This is a genomic window from Mesorhizobium sp. M2A.F.Ca.ET.067.02.1.1 (assembly GCF_004023285.1).
Lineage (GTDB): Bacteria > Pseudomonadota > Alphaproteobacteria > Rhizobiales > Rhizobiaceae > Mesorhizobium.
In genome coordinates this window covers 1-1959 of the sequence record NZ_RZSB01000959.1, presented here as the reverse complement: position 1 = coordinate 1959, position 1959 = coordinate 1, and the positions used below count along the sequence as shown (strand labels likewise).

At 61.8% G+C, this 1959-nt stretch carries 1 protein-coding gene and 1 pseudogene; both read right to left on the bottom strand.

The window, feature by feature from the left end; all coding sequences use genetic code 11:
* Positions 1-59: 59 nt before the first annotated feature.
* Positions 60-414: pseudogene (locus tag EOA28_RS34225) on the bottom strand (four helix bundle protein).
* Positions 415-451: 37 nt separating this feature from the next.
* Positions 452-1885 carry a glutamine synthetase family protein gene (locus tag EOA28_RS34220; protein WP_127252938.1) on the bottom strand — a complete coding sequence of 478 codons (1434 nt, stop codon included), beginning with the start codon at positions 1883-1885 and terminating at the stop codon, positions 452-454.
* Positions 1886-1959: the final 74 nt, after the last annotated feature.

Below are 1959 nucleotides of genomic sequence, written 5' to 3'. Positions count from 1 at the left end.
GAGTAGGGGAGTAGGGCAGTAGGGCAGCAGTAGGGCAGTAGGGCAGTAGGGAGTAGGAGCTACTCGGGCGCTAATTTACGGATGAGGAGCCGCAAGAGTGTTCCTACGCTCTCACTTCGCACCATCAATTGTTGAGCTGCTTCGTTGGAGGTGATTCCGACGCGCTGCGCGATCAGCAAGTGAGTTTCCAACTCTTTGACTGATCCCTGTGCAATTCTAAGAAACTGTTGATAGGTCGCTCGGCTTTCTCGTCCAAAGCCCTCAGCGATGTTGGCAGGCACGGAAGCGGCTGCCCTGCGTAGCTGAGTTGTCAATCCATAGAGTTCTTCCTTCGGCCAGGCTCTTGTCGTTTCGTGCGAGGTCCATAGCCTGCTGCCAGACGACCAAATCCCTGTACGATTCGATCTTCGCCATCGTTCCCCCTACTGCCTTACTCCCCTACTGCCTTTCCTCACACATTGAGCAGCAGATATTCCCGCTCCCACGGGCTGATCACTTCCATGAAGGTCTCGAACTCGGCGCGTTTGATCGCGGTGTAGGTAGCGGCGAAGGATTTGCCGAGGATGGCGCCGAGCTCCGTATCGTCCTCGAAGAGGCCGACCGCCTCCAGAAGGCCGCGCGGCAGGTCGATTTCATCCGCGTTGGCGGTCGTCAGCACCGGCGGTTCCGACTTGATCTTGTTGTTCATGCCCACCAGCCCGCAGGCCAGCGACGCGGCCAACGCCAGATAGGGGTTGGCGTCCGACGACGGGATGCGGTTTTCGACGCGCCGCGCCGCCGGGTCCGAGCGCGGCACGCGGAAGGCGGTGGTGCGGTTGTCGTAGCCCCATTTGTTGTTGACCGGAGCCGAGGCCTGTTGCGTCAGCCGGCGGTAGGAATTGACGTAAGGCGCGAACATCACCAGCGCGTTCGGCACATGCTTTTGCATGCCGCCGATGAAGTGGAAGAAAGCGTCTGTCTCGGAGCCGTCTTCGGCCGAGAAGATGTTCTTGCCGGTCTTCTTGTCGACCACGGACTGGTGGATATGCATGGCCGAGCCCGGCTGTCCCTGGATCGGCTTGGCCATGAAGGTGGCGTAGATCTCGTGCTTCAGCGCCGCCTCGCGGATGGTGCGCTTGAACATGAACACTTGGTCGGCGAGCTCGATCGGGTTGCCGTGCCGCAGATTGATCTCGAGCTGGCCGGCGCCTTCCTCATGGATCAGCGTGTCGATCTCCAGGCCCTGCCGTTCCGAGAAATGGTAGATGTCGTCGATCAGCTCGTCGAACTCGTTGACGCCGGCGATCGAATAGCCGGCGCCGCCGCCGATCGGCCGCCCCGAGCGCCCGACTGGCGGCGTCAGCGGATAGTCCGGGTCGGGGTTCTTGCGCACCAGATAGAATTCGATCTCGGGTGCCACGACCGGTTTGAGCCCGCGCTCGTCATAGGCCGCAAGCACGCGCTTCAATACGTTGCGCGGCGTGAACTCGACCGAGCGGCCGTCCTGGTGCACGAGGTCGCAGATGACCGCCGCCGTCGGGTCTTCTTCCCAGGGCACCACGGTCAGCGTCGAGAGATCGGGCAAGAGCTTCAGGTCGCCGTCGTCCTCGGGATAGTGGAAGCCGTTGCCGTCTTCCGGGTAGCCGCCGGAGATCGTCGTCATGAACACGGCTGACGGCAGCGCCAGCGAGGTGTTGGAGGTGAATTTCTTCGACGGCATCATCTTGCCGCGGGCAACGCCGGCCTGGTCCGGCGTGATGCATTCGATGTCCTCGATGCCGCGCCACTCCAGCCAGGCGCTGGCTTCCTTCCAGTTCTTCACACCGCGTTCGTTTTTCAGGAAGGCAGGCGTGCGGGCGCGTCCCCCCCGGCTTGACGGACGGACTTCCTTTTTCTCAGGCGGCATCATTCACCAGATTGTGTTGCGGATTTCGGACTATAGCCGGGCGTCATGGCGGAAGGGAAGGGGAGGCGGGACAA

Bases quoted from the DNA above. Each gene is read 5' to 3' on its own strand.
- EOA28_RS34220 (WP_127252938.1), bottom strand. From the start codon at position 1,885: ATGCCGCCTGAGAAAAAGGAAGTCCGTCCGTCAAGCCGGGGGGGACGC.